At 57.7% G+C, this 21854-nt stretch carries 22 protein-coding genes; 12 read left to right on the forward strand and 10 right to left on the reverse strand.

Annotation, left to right across the window (positions count from 1 at the left end):
* Positions 1 to 61 precede the first annotated feature (61 nt).
* The gene (locus H6F58_RS05185; protein WP_195181263.1) at positions 62 to 1261 is read right to left on the reverse strand and encodes a glycine C-acetyltransferase; all 1200 of its coding nucleotides are present in this window, start codon (positions 1259 to 1261) and stop codon (positions 62 to 64) included.
* A gap of 31 nt (positions 1262 to 1292) precedes the next feature.
* Positions 1293 to 2345, reverse strand: coding sequence for an L-threonine 3-dehydrogenase (gene tdh / locus H6F58_RS05190; RefSeq protein WP_195181264.1), 1053 nt, complete (start codon positions 2343 to 2345; stop codon positions 1293 to 1295).
* Positions 2346 to 2478: 133 nt separating this feature from the next.
* Here tdh and H6F58_RS05195 point away from each other — a divergent pair, with 133 nt between their 5' ends.
* From H6F58_RS05195 to H6F58_RS05220, 6 genes are all read left to right on the forward strand, one after another.
* On the forward strand, positions 2479 to 3384 hold the full coding sequence (locus H6F58_RS05195) for a LysR family transcriptional regulator (RefSeq protein ID WP_195181265.1): 906 nt from the start codon (positions 2479 to 2481) through the stop codon (positions 3382 to 3384).
* A 208-nt stretch (positions 3385 to 3592) separates the two neighbouring features.
* Complete coding sequence (locus H6F58_RS05200; protein WP_146277926.1) at positions 3593 to 4096, forward strand: hypothetical protein; 504 nt, start codon at positions 3593 to 3595, stop codon at positions 4094 to 4096.
* A gap of 104 nt (positions 4097 to 4200) precedes the next feature.
* Positions 4201 to 4569, forward strand: a complete 369-nt coding sequence (locus tag H6F58_RS17940; RefSeq protein ID WP_206693472.1) for a hypothetical protein — start codon at positions 4201 to 4203, stop codon at positions 4567 to 4569.
* A 71-nt stretch (positions 4570 to 4640) separates the two neighbouring features.
* A complete protein-coding gene (locus H6F58_RS05205; RefSeq protein WP_195181266.1) occupies positions 4641 to 5909 on the forward strand; it encodes an MFS transporter in 1269 nt (422 codons plus the stop codon).
* Between the two features lie 1012 nt (positions 5910 to 6921).
* Positions 6922 to 7437: a DUF4240 domain-containing protein gene (locus tag H6F58_RS05210; protein WP_195181267.1), complete on the forward strand. Its 516-nt coding sequence runs from the start codon at positions 6922 to 6924 to the stop codon at positions 7435 to 7437.
* A gap of 773 nt (positions 7438 to 8210) precedes the next feature.
* Entirely contained in the window at positions 8211 to 8711 is a 501-nt protein-coding gene (locus H6F58_RS05220; RefSeq protein ID WP_195181268.1) for a GNAT family N-acetyltransferase, read from the forward strand.
* Positions 8712 to 9840: 1129 nt separating this feature from the next.
* On the opposite strand, the gene H6F58_RS05225 is transcribed toward H6F58_RS05220, so the two are convergent.
* Together H6F58_RS05225 and H6F58_RS05230 are read right to left on the reverse strand one after the other, a co-directional pair.
* Complete coding sequence (locus H6F58_RS05225) at positions 9841 to 10671, reverse strand: aldo/keto reductase (protein ID WP_195181269.1); 831 nt, start codon at positions 10669 to 10671, stop codon at positions 9841 to 9843.
* 44 nt (positions 10672 to 10715) lie between these two features.
* The gene (locus tag H6F58_RS05230; RefSeq protein ID WP_195181270.1) at positions 10716 to 11894 is read right to left on the reverse strand and encodes an MFS transporter; all 1179 of its coding nucleotides are present in this window, start codon (positions 11892 to 11894) and stop codon (positions 10716 to 10718) included.
* A gap of 114 nt (positions 11895 to 12008) precedes the next feature.
* Between H6F58_RS05230 and H6F58_RS05235 the strand changes: the two genes are divergently transcribed.
* Together H6F58_RS05235 and H6F58_RS05240 are read left to right on the forward strand one after the other, a co-directional pair.
* A complete protein-coding gene (locus H6F58_RS05235) occupies positions 12009 to 12455 on the forward strand; it encodes a MarR family transcriptional regulator (protein ID WP_146277908.1) in 447 nt (148 codons plus the stop codon).
* A gap of 31 nt (positions 12456 to 12486) precedes the next feature.
* Positions 12487 to 13164 carry an HAD family phosphatase gene (locus H6F58_RS05240; RefSeq protein WP_244652323.1) on the forward strand — a complete coding sequence of 226 codons (678 nt, stop codon included), beginning with the start codon at positions 12487 to 12489 and terminating at the stop codon, positions 13162 to 13164.
* A gap of 39 nt (positions 13165 to 13203) precedes the next feature.
* Here the strand turns inward: H6F58_RS05240 and H6F58_RS05245 are convergent, their stop codons facing one another.
* From H6F58_RS05245 to H6F58_RS05255, 3 genes are all read right to left on the reverse strand, one after another.
* Positions 13204 to 13806 (reverse strand): maleylpyruvate isomerase N-terminal domain-containing protein, encoded by a 603-nt coding sequence (locus tag H6F58_RS05245; RefSeq protein WP_171918558.1) that lies wholly within the window; start codon positions 13804 to 13806, stop codon positions 13204 to 13206.
* A gap of 108 nt (positions 13807 to 13914) precedes the next feature.
* Positions 13915 to 14832 carry an aminoglycoside phosphotransferase family protein gene (locus tag H6F58_RS05250; protein ID WP_195181272.1) on the reverse strand — a complete coding sequence of 306 codons (918 nt, stop codon included), beginning with the start codon at positions 14830 to 14832 and terminating at the stop codon, positions 13915 to 13917.
* Positions 14833 to 14908: 76 nt separating this feature from the next.
* Positions 14909 to 15565, reverse strand: coding sequence for a uridine kinase (locus H6F58_RS05255; protein WP_146277904.1), 657 nt, complete (start codon positions 15563 to 15565; stop codon positions 14909 to 14911).
* 358 nt (positions 15566 to 15923) lie between these two features.
* Between H6F58_RS05255 and H6F58_RS05260 the strand changes: the two genes are divergently transcribed.
* Together H6F58_RS05260 and H6F58_RS05265 are read left to right on the forward strand one after the other, a co-directional pair.
* Positions 15924 to 16481 carry a HutD family protein gene (locus H6F58_RS05260; protein WP_146277903.1) on the forward strand — a complete coding sequence of 186 codons (558 nt, stop codon included), beginning with the start codon at positions 15924 to 15926 and terminating at the stop codon, positions 16479 to 16481.
* Positions 16482 to 16646: 165 nt separating this feature from the next.
* Positions 16647 to 17120 carry a DUF664 domain-containing protein gene (locus tag H6F58_RS05265; protein WP_146277902.1) on the forward strand — a complete coding sequence of 158 codons (474 nt, stop codon included), beginning with the start codon at positions 16647 to 16649 and terminating at the stop codon, positions 17118 to 17120.
* A 17-nt stretch (positions 17121 to 17137) separates the two neighbouring features.
* Here the strand turns inward: H6F58_RS05265 and H6F58_RS05270 are convergent, their stop codons facing one another.
* A complete protein-coding gene (locus tag H6F58_RS05270; protein WP_195181273.1) occupies positions 17138 to 17677 on the reverse strand; it encodes a GNAT family protein in 540 nt (179 codons plus the stop codon).
* Between the two features lie 89 nt (positions 17678 to 17766).
* Positions 17767 to 18342: a cysteine hydrolase family protein gene (locus tag H6F58_RS05275; RefSeq protein ID WP_146277900.1), complete on the reverse strand. Its 576-nt coding sequence runs from the start codon at positions 18340 to 18342 to the stop codon at positions 17767 to 17769.
* 70 nt (positions 18343 to 18412) lie between these two features.
* Between H6F58_RS05275 and H6F58_RS05280 the strand changes: the two genes are divergently transcribed.
* Together H6F58_RS05280 and H6F58_RS05285 are read left to right on the forward strand one after the other, a co-directional pair.
* Positions 18413 to 19360, forward strand: a complete 948-nt coding sequence (locus H6F58_RS05280) for a helix-turn-helix domain-containing protein (RefSeq protein ID WP_146277899.1) — start codon at positions 18413 to 18415, stop codon at positions 19358 to 19360.
* 328 nt (positions 19361 to 19688) lie between these two features.
* Entirely contained in the window at positions 19689 to 20234 is a 546-nt protein-coding gene (locus tag H6F58_RS05285; RefSeq protein ID WP_186468026.1) for a HutD family protein, read from the forward strand.
* A 107-nt stretch (positions 20235 to 20341) separates the two neighbouring features.
* On the opposite strand, the gene gatB is transcribed toward H6F58_RS05285, so the two are convergent.
* Entirely contained in the window at positions 20342 to 21850 is a 1509-nt protein-coding gene (gene gatB / locus H6F58_RS05290) for an Asp-tRNA(Asn)/Glu-tRNA(Gln) amidotransferase subunit GatB (RefSeq protein ID WP_146277897.1), read from the reverse strand.
* Between the last annotated feature and the right edge of the window lie 4 nt (positions 21851 to 21854).

Consider the following 21854-nt stretch of genomic DNA (forward strand, 5'->3'; position numbering starts at 1 on the left):
CGCCGTTGGTAGTGCCGAAACGTAATTCCTATTGAAACACGCCGTCAGGCAACTTCCCCGGTCAGCGGCTGGCGACGAACGCTTGAACGCAGGCCTCGATATCCTGTGCCGAGTGGGCTGCGGAGAGCTGCACGCGGATGCGGGCAGCCCCCCTGGGAACCACCGGGTAGCTGAAGGCGGTGACGAAGACGCCGCGTTCGAGCATATTCGCTGCCACCTCGGCCGCCTTGATGGCATCGCCGAACATCACCGGGATGATGGCGTGCTCGCCCTTCAGCAGCTCGAAGCCCTCCTCGCTCATCCGGCGGCGGAAGTGCGCCGCGTTCTCGAAGAGCTTTTCGCGCAGGTCCCCGGAGCCCGCCACCAGTTCCAGCGCCTTGAGGGTTGCGGCCACGATCGACGGGGCCAGCGAGTTGGAGAACAGGTAGGGGCGGGCCTTCTGGCGCAGCATCGCCACGATTTCGCCGCGTCCCGACACGTAGCCGCCCGAGGCGCCGCCCAGGGCCTTGCCGAAGGTTCCGGTGTAGATGTCCACGCGGTCCGAAACGCCGGCGTGCTCCGGGGTGCCGGCACCGGTGGCGCCCATGAAGCCCACGGCGTGGGAGTCATCGACCATCACCAGCGCGTTGTACTTGTCGGCCAGATCGCAGATGGCCTCAAGCGGAGCCAGGTAGCCGTCCATGGAGAACACGCCGTCGGTGACGATGATGGTGCGGCGGGCACCCGCCCCGTCGTTCAGCTGCGCGGCGGCCTGCAGCTGGATCTCCAAATCCGCCATGTCCTGGTTGGCGTAGCGGAAGCGGGCGGCCTTGGACAGGCGGATGCCGTCGATGATCGAGGCGTGGTTCAGCGCGTCGGAGATGATGGCATCTTCCTTGCCGAACAGCGACTCGAAAACGCCGCCGTTGGCGTCGAAGCAGCTGGAGAACAGGATGGTGTCCTCGGTGCCCAGGAACTGGGAGAGCTTGGCCTCCAGTTCCAGGTGCGCATCCTGGGTGCCGCAGATGAAGCGGACCGAGGCCATGCCGAAGCCGCGCTCATCCATGGCGGTCTTGGCGGCGTCGATGATCTGCTGGTTATCGGCCAGGCCCAGGTAGTTGTTGGCGCAGAAGTTCAGCACCTGGCGCGCTTCGGCGCCCAGCGAGCCGGCCATGATGGAGGCGGACTGCGCGGAGTCGATGTGGCGTTCGGCCTTGAACAGCCCGGAGGCCTTCAGCTCGTCGAGCTCGGCGGCCAGCTGGTCTTTGAGGTCGGTATACATGGGGATTGCTCCTTGTTGGTGCGGGGAATTCCTAGTCTGAGAAGACGGTCCAGTCGAGCACGACCTTGCCGCCGTGGCCGCTGCGGGCGGCTTCGAAGCCCTGCTGCCATTCGGTAGCTGGAAGGAAGTCGGTGACTACCGAGGAGATGCGCTCGCGCATCACGTCAGAGGAGGTGAGCATGGCGCTCATGGCGTACCAGGTTTCGAACATTTCGCGGCCGTAGATGCCGCGCAGGGTGAGCATGTGGGTGACGACCTTGCCCCAGTTGATATCGATCGAGGTGCTGGGCAGTCCAAGCATGCAGATCTTGCCGCCGTGGTTCATGTTTTCGATCATTTCCGGCAGGGCGGTCTTGTGGCCGGACATTTCCATGCCGTAGTCGAAGCCCTCGACCATGCCCAGTTGCTGCTGGGCTTCCTTGATCCGGGTGGTGGCCACGTTCACGGCCAGGTCGATGCCCATGGACTGCGCCAGTTCCAGGCGCTGTTCGGAGACGTCCGTGATGGCGATGTTGCGGGCACCTACGTGGCGAGCCACGGCGGCGGCCATCAGGCCGATGGGGCCGGCCCCGGTGATCAGCACGTCTTCGCCGACCATGGGGAACTGCAAGGCGGTGTGCACTGCGTTGCCGAACGGGTCGAAGATGGCGCCGAGCAGCGGGGTGATGCGCTCATCGCGATGAATGTAGACGTTGCTTTCGGGGATCGATACATATTCGGCGAAGGCGCCATCACGCTGGACGCCGACGGAATCAACGTTGATGCACATCTGCTTGCGGCCAGCACGGCAGTTGCGGCACATTCCGCACACCACGTGGCCTTCGCCGGAGACGCGATCCCCGACCTTGACGCCGTGCACGAAGTCGCCGATCTCCACGACTTCGCCGTAGAACTCGTGCCCTGGGACCAGCGGGGTGTTGATCATGGCCTTGGCGGCATCGTCATAGGCCTCAATGTGCAGGTCGGTGCCGCAGATGCCAGCAGTCATGACACGGATTTTTACATCGTGCACGCCTACTTCTGGCTCTGGGCGGTCCACCAGTTCCAGCCCCGCGTGCGGCCCGGACTTGTACAGTGCTTTCATGCGTGATCCTTTTCAGATGGCCGTCGGGTTCACACGCGACGGACTGTGTTGCTTCCAGTGTCGCACCGCACTCCCGGGGAAAACATATTAGAAGAAGCACGATTTGCTGATCTATTGATTTAGCATTTACTTCATGGAATTACATCAGCTGCGGATCCTGCGCGAACTTGCGGATCTGGGGAGCGTCAATGCCGTGGCCAAGGCGCTGTTCGTCTCCCCCTCGGCCGTCTCCCAGCACTTGGCCCAGTTGCAGCGCGGGTTCCCGGCACCCCTGACCCGAAAGGAAGGCCGGCGCCTGGTGCTCACGTCCGAGGGCAAGCTGCTTGCTTCCGCAGCCGCATCGGTGGCCTCGACGCTGGCCGAAGCCTCGGCAAGAATACGCACCGTGGAGCAGGACAAGAATGTCCCCATCAACGTCGCCGGCTTCCATTCCATCGGGCAGACCATTTTTGCGCCGCTGCTATCCCTGCCCGAAGGCCAGTTGCCACCCCTGCATTTTTCCGATGAGGATGTGTCGCAGCAGGATTTCCCTGCACTGACATCGACCTACGATTTGGTCCTGGCCCACCGCATGCCGCATACCGCACCGTGGCCCGAAGAGCGCATCACGGTGATCCCGCTGGCCTTCGAACCGCTGGATATCGCCATCCACAAGGATCACCCGTTGGCCGAATTCGATGAGCTCTCCCCCGAGCAGGTCATCGATGAACGCTGGGTCGTTTCCCGCTCCGGATATTCGCCGGCCGATGTCCTGGAAACCATCGCCGCGCTGGCAGGGAAGGCTCCGCAAATCGAGCATCGGGTCAACGACTATGCAACAGCTGGCGCGCTCGTCGAAGCCAGCGATTGCCTGGGGATATTGCCTCGATTCACGGCGCGGAAAACCTTGGATGCATCGGTGACTTTACGACCAATTAAAGGCATAAACTCCGGTCGACAAATCGACCTTTTATTGAGGGCAGAACACTTGCACCGAAAGACCGTCAATGACGTCATCGAGGCAATCAGAAGCACTGTAAAACGCTTGGTCATCAGCTGATTCCGACATTAGGGAAAACGGGATTTTTGCCGGCCTGCGTATCCAGGAACTCAAAATATTTGAAAACTCGGAGTTACTGTCAGTTTTCGAAGTCCTCATGACTTTTGTGCATAGTTCTCGGCACTGCGCTGCGCCGCACGCAAAGGACCCCGTAGGGCAACAAAAGCACAGCCTAGTTCTGATTGGAGCGTATCGGTATGATCGCGATATGAATTCATCGCGTGAGATTCTGCCTTCAACGGTCCGCATGTTTCCAGACTATGCAGACACAGTGCTGTGGTTTAACGAGCCTATTGACTATGCCACCGCCCGACTATCTGCTGCGCTGACTCACGAACTCTCGCGGTGGGAACAGTCTTACTATGACGGTTTGAACCGAGATTATGAGTGGAAATCTCCAGGTTTGGCCCGTCAGTTCGGTGTTGCGGGTGAACGATTAGCACAGCGTGTCGCTGATGAACTTGGCGATGGGTTTGAAATTGAATTGGTCGCAAGCGTAGGTGATATGCCGGACCGCAAGTTTCGGTCAAACGGGCCCGCTCTTAACCCTCAAGCTGCACAAGTGTTTGATGCTTTAGCCATCGAGATCAAAGCACTAGAAGAAGAGGTGGCGCATGCGCTGGAGGCAACACGGCGTGGAGAAAGCACTGGGTGGTACGCCTATGCGCCACGATCCAATACCGTATTTACACCTCGACAACCAAAAGATTGATAATCGGCTATTAAGCACAATGAGCCAGCACTCAAGTTGGCGATAGGCGGTGTCGCGCTCGGGGTTGGCTCCTTGGACACAAAGTGCGGGTTACAGCGACGCTATTGTCGGGTATCCAGGCACAACGAAACGAAGCCACCTTGGCGACGGAATGCAAGACGGCCTCCGGGCTGTTCTGGAGCACGGAAACAATAAACGTTAACCTGGTTGCTGGCAGTCGCGAACGTCTCAAGTTCGCCAACATTAAGCAACTACCGGAGTCGGGAATGTTCGCCGCGGAACTAGCCGCGCTGGATCCAGGTATCCTGGCCGTTGCAATCGATGTTGAAGGCAATGTGGATCTCACTGGCATTGAGTCTATGCCCTGTCTTGTTCATCTGCTGATTCATGGATCCGAGAACGCCGAATCAAGAACAATTTCTTGTCTCGTAGAGTGCCCATGCGGAGCCAATTTATGGATGAAGCCGCGCTAAACTGGCAGCGTTGCACGCAAATTCCCTGAGTCCACCAATCCGCAACCCAACAGACTGAGCCCAACGAACACATGAACAGTACCCCAAAGTTCGGGCGCACGTCAGCCCTGCCACTCATCGCCCTGGTTGTTATCTCATCACTAGCCATCGTTGGGGACGAAGCCGCCTCTATGTCCATGGTGCTCACCGCTGTCGACCAAGGCCAAACCTGGATGGTTACGTGGTTCTCCCTCAGCCTGGCCATCCCGGCGATGATTCTGGCCCCCTTTGGAGGGGCAATTGTCGATCGCTACGACCCCCGGAAGATCTGGGTCGTCTGCCTGGCACTGCAAAGCCTCTGCATCGGCATCGCTGCGCTGCAAGATGACTTCTGGTCCCGTCTAGCACTGTTAGCAGCATCAAATGTCATCAGCATCCTCTCCAGCAGCGCCGCATTCGCCTTGCTGCCCAAGTTGACCGGCCCTATCCGCATCGAACGGGCCAACTCCTTAATGGCCATTGGATCGTCCTTGGCCTACTTGGTTGGGCCCGCACTATCTGCCTGGCTATTCGGCATAGTCGGTGCATCGTTGATGCTGGGTGTGAATGCCGGAACCACCGCGGTGCTCGCCGCCACGGCCCTGGTCCTGGTGCTGCGCGTGGAACGCCCTGAATCCGCCGAACCCGACTCTTGGAACATCTTTAATGGCGCGCGCGATGGCTGGCGTGCCATACTATCCTCCCCCATTGTCGCTGCCACGATGCCGCTGCTGATCCTCATTATGATCAGTACCTCCATTGAAGCCGTCGCGGGCGTATTCTGGCTAAGGCAAATCTCGGGAAGCGACACGCTCTACGGTTTGGTCCTGTCCTGCTGGGCCGTGGGATCGATCATCGGTGCCTATCTGGCCGGCACCAAGCGCCTCGCTCCACGCACCATGCTACTCATCGTGGGTGGCGGGCTATGCATGGCACTGGCGATATTGGCCGAAGGCCTGGCCCCGATCGCCAACATCATCGGCATTGCCTTCGTCATCGGCGGCATGGGCAACGGAACGCACAACGTCGGGGTCCGAAACATGATCTTCCAACAGATCCCCCAAGCCCACACGGGCAGCGCCTGGGCCTACTATCGGATGCTCACTAGCACTTCCGTGGCCATAGGCTACATCGTCGGCACCCCACGTACACCGGGAGATGCTCAAAGCATGGTGATTGTCGCCGGAGTCTGTGCGCTGGTCGGTGTCCTGGTCGCCTTTGTCGCCCTGCGTTTACTCCGGCTCCACAGAAGAATCCCCACGTCACATGTAACGCCCGCCCCGAGAGACGATGCCGATCAGTCCACGGTAGTTTCCAACTAACCAAAAGCCTCGTTTTCCATGAAAAACACGAGAGCTAGTTCGCAGGAAATCCTGATTGCCGTCATCGAAGGCAATTCGAAAACACTGTCCCACAGAGCGTTCCCATGTGAACCGAAATTCATATCGGACACCAGCAGGATCTTCCGCAAATCGCCAACGATTCACAAAATGACCGGCAACAAGCCAGCCTAAACCGCATACAGACTGATTATCATGGCCTCATGGCCGAACGCATTATGTATATTCAACTCAAGACTGGATACAACACAGATCGTGGACCAGCATGGATTAGTCGTGTCCGGTTCTCCAAATCTTGGAGGACAGCGTACTTCCACGATCTTGCTCTGCGTCAAGTCTCGGGACTTTTTGATGCAAATTTCGTTGACCCCGCTACTGGCGACGAGTATTGGGTGTCTGGCCCGAAAAGAGATCGTACCGACGGTCGCTACACTACCAGCTGCCGTCCGTCGATGATGATGTGATTGATGAATACGAGGCGTTTCTCGCTGGGGCTCCATTGCCAGGAAAAGAAAAAGGCTGAACGAAAACAAGACTCCCAATGAGCTTTACCGAATCGGAACGGGGTAAATTGCCTGTTCCGCAATTTGCTGCCAAGGGTCTAACCCTGAAAGAGGACTCAGGCAGACACACCTGGGAGTAACCGATCGTGCCGGTAGAGTTCCCCATAGCGCGAGTTGGTCGCAATTGCACTTACATAACCGGGGGAACCATGAAAACGCCTAACCACGCCAGAAGCGAAGCGGGACATCGACCTCATTCGGCTGGCGCCAACGCGCTCACGCTAAAAACCAAGTCCAGGGCAGTCGCAGCAGTGATAGCACTGGCGATGGTGCTGGCCGGGTGCGCTCAGCAGCCCGCAACCGGAAGTTCCGACCCGGTCCCCGTGGAAACATCAACTACTTCCTCAATATCAGCAGAGGCCGATTCCCAGGCAACTGGAACAGCGAATATATCCCCGCCCTCGACATCAGTCGAGCCGGGGGTGCAGCTAATGGAGCAAGGCCAGTTCTGGGACATCATTAGCCGCTCGCTGGAAGTCTCAGATGGAAGCATCGAACGCCAAGCGGCTGAGCTGGAGGACATCCTTGCGGACTTGCCACCTGTACAGGTCGCATCCTTCAACGCAAGGTTCGTTTCTAAGAATCTAGAGCTCTACTCGTGGGAGTTGTGGGGTGCTGCCTATGTGCTCTACGGCGGGTGTTCCGACGACTGCTTCGAGTACCTCCGCAGCTGGGTGGTCGGCCAGGGCCAAGACTACTTCAAGGCCGTGCAGCGGGATCCGCATACGTTGGACAATGGTCGTCTAAGCTTCGCTTTCGAGAGCGATGAAGCGGAGTGGCTATCCTACGTCGGTGAGGATGCGTACCTGAGAGCCAGTGATGGCCGGGATCTGTACGAGGACTACCCGCAGAGCCCATCGACCATTGCAGTCGGTGAGCCTTCGGGGACGGCATGGGACGAAGAAACAGTCGAGAGTCTCTTTCCGGATCTCTCGCCCCTTCCATGATTCGATGAATGTAGGGAGCTGATTGCCGCGCGATCCAGACGTGCCGCAATTCACCGCATTCAGCGGCAAGGGATAGGCGTTCAGATCGTCCTGCAGAGAGTTCCTCGTGCGTAAAACGTTGCCGATACGTTCCTAAGTCGCACGGCCTCCACGGGCATTTTCGGAAATTTAGAACGAGAGAAGTACCATTTTGGTTGGTTCAACTAGTACTACCGACCAAACTGGATACTATGACGTCTACCGAAGATTCTGTACTTGAATTGACTCGAATGATGCGCGAGTACGAAGCAGCAAATAGCTCACGCGTACTCGATCGAGTTCTTGCACATATCTCGCCAGAGGCTAGCTATTGGTTCTCCGATGGATCCTATTACGGGCACGAGGAAATCCGAGTTGCACTGCAGAATACCTTCGATACGATCCAGAATGAGGTTTATTCAATCCATGATTTGGCTTGGGTAACAGTGAAGAGTGATATTGCTGTCTGCCGATACCATTTTTCGTGGATCGGACTAATAAACGGTCAACCGCGATCTGGAACCGGTAGAGGGACTAACGTTCTCGTCAGGCACAAGTCTGGTTGGCTTATAGAGCACGAGCAACTGACATCCGACGGATAGAGACCTGTAGAGCGTTCCCTAACGGATAGCTCGGCGCAGGTCTACGGATCTTGGACAGGAATGCTAGGGACTTCACGGACCCAAAAAGTTTGTTGCTCTTTTCAATATCCGTGGATAGTGAGTGGATGATGAACGAAGCAATAAATTAGACAAATGCTTCCTGACACCACGGCGCGATTGCGCTTTCGACAGATGGATCAAACAGACTTAGATGACATGGCTGCCATGCTCGGAGACCCAGCTGTAATGACCTATTACCCTGCTCCCAAGACTCGCAATGAGGCGAGCAATTGGATCGCTTGGAATGAGGAAAACTACGCCGAATATGGCTTCGGCTTGTGGATTGTTGAAACACTGGCGGGCGAGTTCCTTGGCGATTGCGGACTTACCTGGCAGGAAGTCAATGACCACTTAGAACTCGAAGTCGGATATCACATGAAAAATGAAGTCCAAGGCCACGGCTTCGCAACCGAAGCCGCTAATGCTTGTAAAGAATTCGCAAGAGACGTGCTGCAAGCGAAGACGCTAGTTGCAATTATTCACCCCGAGAATATCGCTTCTCAACGCGTTGCCGAGAAGCTAGGCATGAAACATGTAGAAGATGACTTTGGTGGATCTATTGCTGTTCGAACAGTGATGGGAATGGAGCTTTAACGCCAGACACCGTCTTGGAAACGATGCCTGTAGTTAAATTCAATAACGCTCGTTTTTGTCTTTTCCGTTTACCGCCTAGTGGGAGGATACGATGAAATTCGTTAGGGTTTCTTTTCCGAGGCCCTTTCCACGCGCAGTCAATACATTATTGTGAGGTTCAAATGCCGTCTGAAATCCGTGCGAGATGCGCGTCTTGTAGGGTCGTTTTACGCCAAGGAGACGATAAGGCTTGGTTCGGACCAGCTGGATACTCGCTTTGCTCAAAGTGCCGTTTCCAGGACGCCAGGTATGAAGCAAAAGAAACGCGATAACGTTGTTTGCACTCGCGGACAACTGGTCCATTAGTCAAGGCCGAGTTCTTTTGGCCGGCTGAAACTGCGAGTGTGGCTTGATCATGGGTTGACCTATCGCTCCAGACGATCATGCGACCTTTTACCGTTACAAGTAAATGCGCTGAAGAGTCATAATCGATCAATAATGCATTATCGAGAGGACTGTCTTGCTATTGCATCTAGAGGTACGGATATGAGTGCAAAAGCGGCACCCTTGGATTCGAAGAGCTGCTTTCGCCCATGAAATGACGCGCAATCGGGGCTGCACCCCGTCCGCGAGCAGTTGCCCATCAGCCCACTTTTCTGGGCGACAAGGCTGGTATCAGTTGATCCGTCGAGGACTCCTGCGCCATGGCGCCTGCAGCACTCAACGATCCAACAGGAATGCCACGCGCTGACGTGAAGATATGAGCAGCATAGGAACCCAGGCGAAACGCGATGGCCAGAATCTGGCCGTCTTCCGGCCACAGGACAGCCACAACGACTTATCCCAAATCTGTCGGTCCGCGGGTGATGCTGTCAGAAGTTTCGCAACGGTAGACGTTGCGGACGGTGTTTCACTCTTGGTACTCGGCTCTAACTGTTAACGGGCGAATCAAGCAGGAAGACCTGCAACAGTTAGTCATGGCCGCGTGGCTTTGAGCGTCTTAAAGGCGAATCTGGGCTTCACCTGAAATGCAAGGCAGCGCACACAAACGGGGCGTTCTCCAACTGCAATTCATTGGGTCGACCAAACCAGAGATGCTGCCCGCAGCTGGCTAAGCATACGGGCAGCATCTCTGGTCGGTGTTTTGAAATCAGCCGTTGAAGGTGTCCGGATTCGGACCAGTACGGCCATCGCGGTCCAGGGCATCGATGTTTGCCAGTTCATCGCTGGTCAGTTCGAAACCGAACAGATCCAGGTTGGCGATGATCCGGGATTCGGTCACCGACTTCGGAATGATCACGCGACCCTGCTGCAGGTGCCAGCGCAGGATGACCTGAGCTGCAGTGACCTCGTGCGCGTTGGCAATTGCCTCGATGGTTTCATCGGTGAGCATGGCACCCTGGGCCAGCGGGCTCCACGCTTCGGTGACGATGCCATGTCCGGTGTTCGCGGAAATGACCTCGCGGTTCTGCAAAGCGGGGTGGAGTTCAACCTGGTTCACGGCCGGGACGATGCTTCCCCCGGCGGTCAGCTTGTCCAGGTGCTCTGGCTGGAAGTTCGAAACGCCGATGGCGCGGATCTTCTTGTCGGCGTACAACTTCTCCAGTGCCTTCCACGTCTCAACGTAGAGATCCTTTTCCGGAGCTGGCCAGTGAATCAGGAACAGATCCAGGTAGTCCAGGCCCAAACGCTGCAAGCTCGCCTCGAACGCTTCCAAGGTCTGCTCGTAGCCCATGTCCGCGATCCAGATCTTGGAAGTGATGAACAGGTCTTCGCGGGCAATGCCGGACTGGGCAAGTGCCTTGCCCACGCCTTCTTCATTGCCGTAGATCGCAGCGGTATCGATGCTGCGGTACCCGGCCTTCAGGGCTGCGGCCACGGCGGCGGTGGTTTCCTCGTTGGGAACCTGGAAGACTCCGAAACCGACCTGCGGCATTTCAACGCCATTGTTCAGGGTGATGGTGGGAATTGCGGTAGTCATATCTAACTCCTTGAAATTGTTGGTGGTTTGGAAAATCTTTGAGCCTAGCTGGCTGGAGCCAGTTCGGGCGCAGTGGCCGACTTCTTGGCCAGGGACATGGCGACCATTACCAGCAGCAATGCGGCGACGGTAATGGCGGCACCGATCCAGATGGGCGAGGTGTAGCCCAGGCCTGCGGCGATGCCCAGTCCACCGGCCCATGCGCCCAGTGCGTTGCCGACGTTGAAGGCACCGATGTTGGCACCTGACGCCAAGGTCGGGGCCGAACCAGCGAATTGCATGATGCGGCTTTGCAGGCCTGGAACGGTGCCGAAGCCGAATCCGCCCATGAGGAACAAGGCCACAATGGTGGCAACCGGGCTGCTTGCCAGTGCTCCGAAGGCGATCAGCACTACCAGGAGGGCTGCGATGAAGAACAGCAGGGTGCGGTCGATGCTCTTGTCGGCCATGCGGCCACCGAGCCAGTTGCCCACGAACAGGCCCACGCCGAAGAGCATCAGCAGCCATGGAACGGTGGACTCGTTGAATCCGGTGACCTCGGTCAGGGTGTAAGCGATGTAGGTGAAGGCGCCAAACATTCCGCCGTAGCCAAGGATAGTGACACCCAGGGAGAGCCAAACCTGCAAGGAGGTAAAGGCGCCGAGTTCTTTGCGCAGCGAGATGCCTTCTGCGGCGTGCTTGATGACTGGTACCAGTACGAGGATGCCGATCAGGGCAAGGACTCCAATGCCAGAGATGGCCCAGAAGGTCGAGCGCCAGCCGGCGTGCTGTCCGAGCAGGGTTCCAAACGGAACGCCCAAGACGTTGGCGGCAGTCAGGCCGGTGAACATAATGGCGATGGCGCCGGCCTTCTTGTTGGCTGGGACCAGATCGGATGCCACGACCGAGCCGATGCCGAAGAAGGCACCGTGGCACAGGGCGGCGACGACGCGGCCGATCATGGCCACTTCATAGGTCGAAGCCATGGCGGTGAGCGAGTTGCCGAGAATGAACAGAACCAGCAAGCCGACCAGCACTGGCTTGCGTGGAAGGCGAACGGTGGCTGCGGTCAGCCCAAGAGCTCCGACCACAACGCTCAGTGCGTATCCGGAAATGAGCCAGCCGGCGGCTGCCTCGCTGACAGCGAAGTCGGCGGCCACATCTGGCAACAGGCCCATGATGACGAACTCAGTAAGCCCAATGCCAAAGGCACCGATGGCCAACGCAATAAGACCGAGCGGCATAGCGTTACTCCTGATAGACTAGATAAATTAGTTGCACACGCTTGTTATTGCGCGATGGATACTATCGTTGCACACGCAACTAACCAGCGCAAGCAAGTATTTTTGGAGGAACCCATGGGAATCGCAGATGATGCTGTCGAAATCCGTGCTCGTGGATGGCGCACTTTGGCGTCATTGCACGGATTAATCGATGCCGCACTAGAAAAGGACCTGACCGCCCAGGTCGGGCTTTCTGTGGTCGAGTACACATTATTGGACGCCTTGAACCGGCAGGACGGCTGGCACATGCGCATGGCGCAGCTGGCCCGCGCCACCGCACTGAGCCCCAGCGCAACGACGCGCCTGGTCACGAGGCTCGAAGATCGCAATCTGCTCTCGCGCGTGCTGTGCGCGGATGACCGCAGGGGCATCTACACCGAACTCACCGCCGCTGGGCACGAGCTGTATCAAAAGGCCAAGCCCATCCACGATGCCACGCTGGAACGCGTGTTGAAGCAGGCCGAGGAGCAGCCCGAACTGGCGCCGCTGGCCCGCATTCTCCACGAGTTCTCTGCCGCTTAGCCAATCGATGATTCCGCCGGAAGGATCAAACTTGCCGCGTCCAAAATTCTCCGCTGTGCTCTTTGATTGCGATGGCGTACTGGTGGATTCCGAGTCCATCACGAACGCAGTGCTCCGGGAGATGCTCATTGAATTGGGATGGGACATCAGCCAGGAAGAATGCATCAGCATCTTCATCGGCAAGGCCCTCAAGGACCAGTGGGAGCCCATCCTTGCGCATACCGGTGTGCGGATTGACGAGCAGTGGATCACCGGGTTCAGGCAACGCCGCGATGTGGCCTTGCGCGAAAACTTGCAAGCCGTGCCCGGTGCCTTGGAAGCCGTCAAGCAGATATCTGCCGCCTACGGCGAAAAGATCGCCTGCGCCACGGGAGCCGACCGGGCCAAGGTCGAGATGCAGCTATCGATAGCCCAGATGGCGCCATTCTTCGGCAACCGTGTCTATAGCGGCATGGAGTATGCCCAGAGCAAGCCTGCGCCCGATGTCTATCTGGCAGCTGCTTCTGGCCTGGATATTGATCCGAGCCAAGCAGCAGTTGTCGAAGATACGGTCACCGGAGTGAGCGCCGGAGTTGCGGCAGGAGCTACGGTCTTCGGCTACTGCCCGGGTGGACCCATCAGCAGCACCGAGGAAAAGCTCTTGGCAGCAGGCGCTGCTGAAGTATTTACCAACATGGATCAGCTACTTGGGCTTCTCACGCAAAAATAGCTGAGACCAGGGCCATTTGGGTACTACGAGCAATGCAGCTCAGCCCCAGGGATCCAAAGTGAATTCCTTGCCTAGCGGACCACGCCCGGCCAACCACGCAACCAGTTCGGTGCGCGCTTCCGAGCTCGCCAAGCGTTCCGGAACCGTGGCCAGCAGGTTGCCCAGATCCCACATTGTGTATTCTTCAGACCACTGGCTTGGCGAGTATCCCAGCCCAAGATCTACAAGATGCATCTGGACTTCGCGCAGGCGATGAGCTGGACAACCACCAACTCCGTAGTGCCCGCCGCCCATGAAATCGGCGTTAGGCCAGTGAGCCTGCTCGCTTTGCTCAAGAAGACTGTCTAAACGAAGAACGCTCGATTCAAGATCCGCCAAGATTTCAGATGCTGCGTTCCGCGCACCGTCCTCAATTTCTTGGCGACGCTGTTCTGCACCGTTGGCGTATTTGGGAACGTCCTCGCCGTTCAAGGCTCCTTCCAGACGCCGTGCATGTGCATCGGCATTTCTCGCAAGATGCGTCAGCACATGGCCTACGGACCAACCAGGTAATTTGCTGCCCTGTTGCATGCTCTCGTCGCTGAGACCAACAACATGTTCCAATAGCTCCGCGTGGGATTCGAGGCATAAACGTGCAGCCACGCTCGGATTCTTCTCAAGATCCATAGTGGTCCTCTCGCTGTCCAAGACACTCAATACTCGGGAGTTTGAGTTCAGCTTACGGTCTGCAGCAGCTCAAGTGGTGCTCTTTCAAAGCTTCTCGGAGGAGGCAAGGAGTACTTCCAAGGTCTCCCGCCCAACAATGCCCAGGAGATCATCGGTGCCAAGATTTGCGGTGAGCATGGCATACCGCAGTGCCCAACCGCGCGCTCGTTTCCACGTTGAGGTGCCGACTGCGATGCCATAGCTCTCGAAGGCTCGGCTAATGCCAGTGGGGGTGAAATGCATACAGAACATGCCCAGATCCGAGGCGGGGTCGCCAACGCATAGATCCCCGTAATCAACCAGGGAGACTGCGGGATGCGGCAGCTCGTCGCCAACAATGGTGTTGTGTGGATGCGGATCACCATGTAGCCACACTGGAGCGCCCTGATAGCCTTCTGTCTCCACGGCTTCCTCCCATAGCGCTAGGGCATCGGGCCGCAAGGACGAATCCAGGTTCGAAATTTGCTCGCGAGTCTGTGCGTCCAATTGCGCCAACGCACAACCTCGAAAGCGGCTTCGTGGTTCCGGCGAACTTGCAGGTTGATGAAGAGATCGCAGCAGTCCAGAAAATTCTTCCGCGTATCCATCGCGGTCCTGCCGCTTGAACCGAGCCGCACTGGTACCAGGAACGTACCGGCAAATCGAAAAGGTAAATGGGTAGTCGGACGTGGGCTGGCCTTCAAAAATCGCCAGGCCAAGATCAATCCCGCAGTCATTTGCCATTTGCGGCAGCCAGCGGCGTTCCTTGATGCCAATCTCCTCCCCCAGCTGTCGTCGGGGCAAGCGAATCATCAGGGAATCCCCAAGGCGATAGACCTCGTTGTCCCACCCAGTGGCGAGGTATCTGACATCTTCATGAGCCCACTGTGGCGCTTGTGCGGCGATCAGCTGGCGGACCATTGCCAAATCGATGTCGACTTCAGCGTCGGGCATGACGGACTTCTTAGCTGGTGGCTGGCTCATCGCTCAATACTAATTCTTCTACAGGTGGGTGGTTGGAGTGGGCGCCTCGGAAAATCAGTGTTCGAAACGTCCACCACTAAATATCACGGACTTGGTTCGTCTCGAGTAGGCGTGGCAACAGATAGTTCGCATTGTCGACGACGAAAGTTGCACGATCCCAAGGTCGTGCAGATTTGAAATACATTCTTTGCCCGTCCACATACCTCTTCATGGACGAGTGCTCAGGATCCGGATTGCTCCCGTCCCGAAGTGCCATCCGTGCCGCTGTTTCTTTAAACGGAACATCCAAAAACACCGAACAGTCCCAGTACGAAAAGAGTTCGTCCCGGTGCAGGAACATGCCCTCAACCAAGATGAGCGCATCTTTCGGAGAACCGATAGTTTCCAAAGCGATGGAAGCGTCCAACTGCGCATCATACGAAGCAGGTGAATAATACCCATTACCGGTTTTCCCAAGCGGTATCAGCACGTTGCGGAAAAGCGAGTCATAATCGTAGGTATCTTCCCAGAACCCTTTTGGCGAAGTTCTCCCTTGCGCATGTCGCTTGGAAGCCGGGTTCAGAAAATTATCGACGTGGATTGTGATCACAGCACGATTGGTAATTTCTGCCGCTAATTTGGCTGTAAAGGACGTTTTCCCGCTACCGTCCACCCCATCGATTGCCACCAGCGCACGCTCATGACCAATTCTTTCGAGGACTTTATCCGCCAGAACTTTCATGAAATTTTCCATATTCTCGCATTCTAACCGTGTCCACCTCAGTTATTCGCAGATCACATTTCAGCGAAAAATGTCGCGAGTAATTTATCTCGGAAGACGCCACTGAGTCTGATGAATAACTACCGGCGACAGTGACCAAGCACGATTTCGCCGACACGATCCCAAGCGTCCTGAATTAGCAACAAGCATGAAGCGGTGTGGCTGCTGACAAGTAATCATCGGTCGTCATTCCAGAAATTCAAGATTGTATTGCAACGTTCCGGCCGAACTGCACAAACCGTGCATGTTCAGTCACGAATTGAAGCGGGCCAGAACTCTGATGGAAAGATGACAATCAAAGCCACTTGAATCCTTGAGGAAGCAGACCGTCATGCATGCACTTCCCATTGTTCACTATGCAGACCTGTCAGTTCAGCCCTGGAAGAACGGCAAGGGAGTGTCGCGAACCGTCCTCAGTGATTCGGATGCCCTTGGTGCGTGGTCCTGGAAAGTCAGCGTCGCTGAAATTTCCCACCCCCAGCCCTACAGCCAATATCCTGGAATCCAGCGGATTCAGGTGGCCTTAGGTCCTGGCGAGATCGACTTGACCGTTAGTGGCCAGACGAGGCGTCTCCGTGCTGGTGAACAAGCAGCGTTTGCCGGCGACGACGAGGTTTCAGTTGTACCCCTGGGCCCTGGATTTTTGGCCCTGAACCTGATGTTCCTCGGCGAAAAATGGGAGGCCAGCGTTTCCACGCTGGACTCGACCACCGGGAATTCGCCGCGCAACGAAGTGAGAATCCTCGTGGCATTGGACAATAGCTGTCGAGTTGGAAATGCGGAACTGACACGCTTGGATGCACTCATCATTCCTAGAGATACCCACGTAACCACTGTGGGGCGTTTTCATCTCGCAACTTTGAGTCCAAGGGGAACGGGCACCAAATAGGTGTAACCGGGGTTGCCGAGAACACCGTGGTTTTTCCTGCTGCTGAAAGCGCCAGTGATTGACTCTGCCACTACACTGCCCACAGGTGCCCTTCGTCTGGCCGATGCGCCTTTCGGCTCTTGCCCGCGGCTCATGGCAACGCCTGCTTTCGTCTAGACTCGGGGCATGAATTCACTGTCAAGCAGCGAGCAGATCCTCGCCACACTTCTACTCGACAAGTTCGATCAGCTTTTCGAAACCGTCAACGAAATTCCAGACGAATTGATCAACAGTTGCTTGCCGATGGAAGGCAGCAACTCGCCGGTGCAGATTCTGCTGCACTGTTGCGGCATGATGCGACGCTGGTCCTCAACGGTGAATCTCGGCATCGCAGTCCCCCGCGATCGGGATGCAGAGTTCAGCGCAAAAATGGACAAGCCCGGAGCCCTGGCGTTGGCTTCCGAAACCAGAACAGCATTCGCCGCAGATACTTCGCGCACCAAAATGCAGCAAGCTCCCGCCGTTTTGCCACCGGGCCGAGAGGCCGAATATTGGATGTCCACCTGCGAAGGCGTCCTCCTGCATGTGTACGAAGAGCTCTGCCAGCATTTGGGCCATCTGGACATTACTCGCGATTTCTTGTGCCGCCCTGCTCAATGAAATCGTGAACGGCGACGTCAGATTTTCAAGTCATCCCAGTCGAAGCTGGTCGTTTCGCCACTCTCCCAATCCTGGCGGAGAATGGCATAGGCGACCGATGCCAATCTTGTGCCATCATCGGCGGGCCAGCTCATCCGATAGTGCGCTTCCTTGAGGAAGCCAGCCTTCAGGAACACCTTGCGCATCGAAATATTATCTTCTCTGGTTTGGCCCTCGAATCTCACGGCTTCCGGCTTGCTGTTGAAGACCATGGCACTTAATTCCTTCAGTATCACGACACCCAGTCCTTGTCCCCGAAAGGTTTCGGCTAAGCGCAGGTCAAACATTGGCGTGTCGTCTTCCAGATCTTCTAGAACTGCCATTCCCAGGCATTGACCATCGCCAATGATCCAGAATCCTTGGCTCTCGCTGTTCCAATATCTTCCGCCATCGACCAATTCTCTGAGCTCCGGCTTTGTCCAGTCCCGGCGAACATGAAACGGGAACTTGTTGCTCGATAAGAACGCGACGATGGCTTCGCTGTCTTCCGGCCTCATCGACGTGAACGAGATATTCATGGCTCAAGCCTATACAAGCCATGTCAATGGCGGTCTGCCAGGACATGAGTTTGGTTGCAATCGCAAGCTGCCAGATACCTGCTGTCATTTCAGGCTTCTTTTAATGACTCCAAAACCTCTCGCGTCGAAACGACCCGCGCAAAGCCATCTCCGTGAAGATTTGTCGCTGTCACCTGCATCAAGGCGGCAGCTGGAATGACGGTGCCATCGGGCCCTGCCAGATCGAAAGTGCGTGTGGCATCCAGAGGAACAATGACATCATACCCGAGGTTTCCGCCCATGCGGGCGGTCGTCTCCACACATAAATTGGTTTGGATTCCGCAGACTACAATCTGCTTGATCTGCTGCGATACAAGCCAACTTTTCAGATCTGGCGAACCATAAAATGACGAGTTCACTGTTTTAGTCACCAGCAAATCAGCTCTGACCGCTTGCACCGATTCGTGAAGATCATTGCCGGCTCCGTCTACGAACAAGGACGAATTCGGATCCCGGCTATCGTGCCTGACGACCACTATCGGCATGTGCCTTGAAGACCATTCCGCAAGAAGCCGATCAACGTTGTTCTCGCATTCTGGGTAGTTGGTCGTCGGCCCCCATAAGGCGTCGTAAAAACCCTGCTGCATGTCGACCACGATTAAAGCCGTCTTGTTGTTTGCAATCATGCTTCTACTTCATCATCGAAAGAAGGAGGCAACCAGTGGCATGAATGACATGGTTCGATAAGATTACGCCATGACCATCGTGGGAATTCTTGTGGGCCCGGGACGCCGCGCCTTTGATATCGAAGTTGCGCGCGAAGTTTACGATGACCGCTCGGATCGGGGGCTGCCCCAGCCGGAGGTCCGCATCCTCGCGGCCAGAGCCATCACCGATCTTGATCCGCTCCATTCGATGCGGCGCACCCACGCACTCGCCTCGGCAGACCAGCTCGACATCCTCGTAGTCCCGGGCTGCATCGACCCGCTCGCAGCCCCTAGAGCCGAGGAAGTCTCCGCCGTAGCACGAGCAGCGGCTGCCGGAGCGCTTGTTGCCTCGTTGTGCACCGGAGCATTCACGCTGGCCGCCGCTGGCCTGCTTGATGGACGGGCAGCGACGACCCACTGGCGCTTCGCCGAAGAGCTTGCCCTGCGGCATCCGAAAGTCGAGGTCCGGTCCCGGGATTTGTACTGTGGCGGAGACAAGGTATGGACATCTGCCGGTGTCACGGCAGGAGTTGATCTCCTGTTGCATTTGCTCCGGCTGGATTGGGGATCCAGCGCCGCGGAAACGGTCGCGAAGGCAATGGTCACCCCTGTATGCAGGCCGGGAACGCAAGCCCAATATGCGGATACCAGCCTCCCCATCAAGGCCTTGCCCTCCGTCGAGCAACTGCATTTGACGGTCAGCAAGGATCTCCGGCGGCCTTGGAACATCAAGGAACTCGCAGCTGCCTGCACCATGTCCCCGCGCACCTTTCACCGCTGGTTCGCCGCCAATCTCGGAACAACGCCTCTTGCTTGGCTCAACGACCTTCGCGTCCGCGAGGCCCAGCGTCTCCTGGAACAAACGGACCTGCCCGTGAGCGCCATTGCCCGCGAGGTCGGCTTCGCTTCTGATGATCTGCTGCGCAAGCATTTCACCGCCCGGCTGGGGGTCGCACCTACGCACCACGCAGCAGCGTTCCGCCGACAACGTCCCTGATCATCGGGGTTGTCCCCTGCCAAGCCATTTTCGCCAGTGCAGGCGGTCTCGGCTCGCGGTACGGCGCTTGGACGGCACTGCCCCTAGGCAAATTGCTCCCCCTGGTTCGAAGCGCCCGTTCATGATCTGGACCGCCTCTCGCAGACAATGGACTCCGGCTATGGTGCAGGTCAGATCGTGGGCCACCACCCTTGGGCACTTCAATCCGCGTTTGGGTGGCCGGGAAGAATATGCCGTATCAGACAGGGAGCAGCAAGCAGCCAATGATTGGATCGGCACGAGGTGAAAGGATGGATTATTCGATCCCCACCACGAAAGCATGGATTCAATGGCACCCGTTCCCATCACCCGCTACGCGCAGCTGGCAGCTCAACCTTGGAAGAACGGACAAGGAATCACGCGCACGCTCTGCAGCGACAGCACTGGAATCGATGACAGCTGGACTTGGAAGATCAGCATTGCCGAAATCACCGGCACCCAGCCATACAGCCGGTATCCGGGAGTGCGGCGCGGGCAAGTGGCGCTCGGCCCTGACTCCGTTGACCTGGTGGTCAATGGCCGCAATGTCCTGCTGCCGGTCGAAGGCACCATCGTCTTCGAAGGCGAAGACGATTTATCTGCTGCTCCCGCCAGCGAAGGCTTCCTGGACCTGAACGTCATGGGGCAGCGCAGCAAGTGGGAGCCATCGGTGGAAATCGTGGACTCGCCGGCCGCCAGCTTCCGCGAATCGAGCATCCAGGTGCTGGTGGCACTGGAGGATTCCTGCTCAATCGGCGGACAGCCGTTGGCCCGGCTGGATTCAGTCTTCGTCTCAAGCCCGGAAGAGCAGCAATTTTCTGGACGGTTTGTGCTGGCCACCCTGGCGAGGCACTAGGAGGCCAGGCGGGCAGGCATGTGCGGCACCGGGCCGTGCACGGATGAAACGCAGATGGCCCGCACTCGGCAAGAGTGCGGGCCATCTGCGTGGTATTCAGCGAAGGGCTAGAGGCCCAGCTTCTCCATGACGATCTCGCGAACGCGGCCGGCGTCGGCCTGTCCGCGGGTAGCCTTCATGACAGGACCCATCAGCGCGCCGATGGCCTGCATCTTGCCGCCCTTGATCTTCTCGACCACATCAGGCATGGCGGCCATGGCATCATCCACGGCCTTGCCCAGTGCGTCGTCGTCGTTCACAACAGCCAGGCTGCGCTTCTCAACGATTTCGCTCGGGGTGCCTTCGCCGTCAATGACGAACTCCAGGACCTGGCGGGCGATCTTGTCGTTGATCTTCTTGCCCTCGATCAGCGAGTTCAGCTCGACGATGGTCGCAGCGCTCACGCCCAGATCGGCGATGTCCTTCTCCGCGGCCTTGGCCAGGCGGGCGATCTCGCCCATCCACCACTTGCGGGCTACCGCAGCGGTGGCACCGGCGGCAATGGTTGCCTCGATCTCGTCGAGCACGCCGGCGTTGACCACGTCGCGGAATTCCTTGTCCGCGTAGCCCCATTCGGCCTTCAGGCGCTTGCGGCGCTCTGCTGGCGGTTCTGGCAGGCGGCCGCGCAGCTCTTCGATCCACTCGGCGGTGGTGACGATCGGCACCAGGTCGGGCTCCGGGAAGTAGCGGTAGTCATCGGCATCCGACTTCGGGCGGCCCGAAGTGGTGGAACGGGTGTCCTCATGCCAGTGGCGGGTTTCCTGGACGATCTTCGCCCCGGAATCCAGCACCGCTGCGTGGCGCTCGATTTCGAAGCGCACCGCGTGCTCCACGGCGCGCAGGGAGTTCACGTTCTTGGTTTCGGTACGGGTGCCGAACTTCTCGGCGTCCTTTGGCATCAGCGAAACGTTGGCATCGCAGCGCACGTTGCCGCGTTCCATCTTGGCATCCGAAACACCCAGGTTCTTCACGATTTCGCGCACCGCGGCCACGTAGGCCTTAGCCAGCTCGGGGGCGCGCTTGCCGGCGCCAACGATTGGCTTGGTGACGATCTCCACCAGCGGCACGCCGGCGCGGTTGTAGTCCACCAGCGAGTAGTCGGCGCCCTGGATGCGGCCCGCGGCGCCACCCATGTGGGTCAGCTTGCCGGCGTCTTCTTCCATGTGGGCGCGCTCGATCTCGACGCGGAAGACTTCGCCGTCCTCCAGCTCGATGTCCAGGTAGCCGTCATAGGCAATCGGGTCATCGTACTGGGAGGTCTGGAAGTTCTTCGGGGTGTCCGGGTAGAAGTAGTTCTTCCGGGCGAAGCCGCACTTTTCAGCGATCTGGCAGTTCAGGGCCAGGCCGATCAGGATGGAGTACTCCACGGCTGTCTTGTTGACCACCGGCAGCACGCCGGGCAGGCCCAGGTCCACCTCGGTGACGTTGGTGTTCGGGGCATCGCCGAAGGCGTTGGGCGCATCGGAGAACATCTTGGTCTTGGTGTTCAGCTCAACGTGGACCTCGAAGCCCAGGACCGGGTCATAGCGATCCAGTGCTTCGTCGAAGTCGACCAGTTCATCGGTGTAGTTGCTCATGGTG

This window comes from Glutamicibacter sp. FBE19, assembly GCF_015524875.1.
Classification (GTDB): Bacteria; Actinomycetota; Actinomycetes; order Actinomycetales; family Micrococcaceae; genus Glutamicibacter; species Glutamicibacter halophytocola.